At 71.3% G+C, this 1,024-nt stretch carries 1 protein-coding gene; it reads right to left on the reverse strand.

Annotated elements, in window-relative coordinates:
* Positions 1 to 1,024, reverse strand: a 1,024-nt coding sequence (locus tag AC31A1_RS51845; protein WP_489659984.1) for an acyltransferase family protein, incomplete at both ends; no start/stop codon positions are given.

Here is a 1,024-nt window from a genome sequence, read left to right on the forward strand (position 1 = left end):
GGCCCCAGCGCCACTACGACCCCCACCAGCACCACCCCGAGCACGGCCAGCCACGGCACCCGCAGCGCCCACCAACTCCCCGACCCGTAGCCCGGTTCGGGCGCGAGCCCGGTGAGATAGAAGGCGGCGGCGACGATCAGCACCGGCAGCATGTGCCACAGGTAGAGCGTCATGCTGGCCCCGCCCAACGGCCGTACGAGTCCCCAGAGTTGCTCGCGCGCCAACAGCCGCCGCAGCACAGGCGCGAGCAACAGCGCCAGCCCGACTTGCCCAACCGCCCAGGCCAGCATCGCGGCGGACGGAGGATTGGTGTTGCTGGGGCTCTGCCCGGTCACCAGGATCAGGCTCACCGGGAAGGGCCCGAACGCGACCAGCGCGGCGAAGGCGGCGGCACCGCCCGCGGCCATGGAGACAGACAGCGCGGACCATTCCCTGAGCAGCATGTCCCGCCAGCAGAAGCCCAGTTGATAGGCGACGCCCCACACCAGCACGTAGTTGAGCAGCCCGACGAAAGGCGCGTGCACGGTGACCACCAGCGCGTCGGCGACCAGGGCGACCACCCCCATCACCACCGGCACCCGCAGCCCCCACCGCCGATGTGCCGCGTGCAGGAGGGGAGTTGCCGCGCTGAGCAGCAGATACACCGGCAGGAACCAGAACTGCATGGCCATCGCCCACCCGACGAGCGCGAGGATGCCGGGGTCCACTCCGACCGCCGAGCAGACCGCGACGGCGACCAGCACCAGCCCGCTGTACACCCCGGCCGGCAGCAGCAGCCGTAGCGCCCGCTGGCCCACCCAACCGGTCGCCGTACGGCCCTCGTTGCGGGCCCGCGCCCAGGAACCGCCGGCCGCGTGTCCACCGGCCAGGAAGAATAGCGGCATGATCTGGAAACCCAGGGTGAGCCACTGGGTCCAGGGCACGGTGGCGAGCAACTCCGGTGCGCTGATGGCCCCGTTGGGATCCCGCACCAACCCGGTGATCAGCCAGTGCCCGAACACCACCAGGACGATCGCCCACGCCC

Source organism: Streptomyces sp. P5F9 (assembly GCF_057961495.1).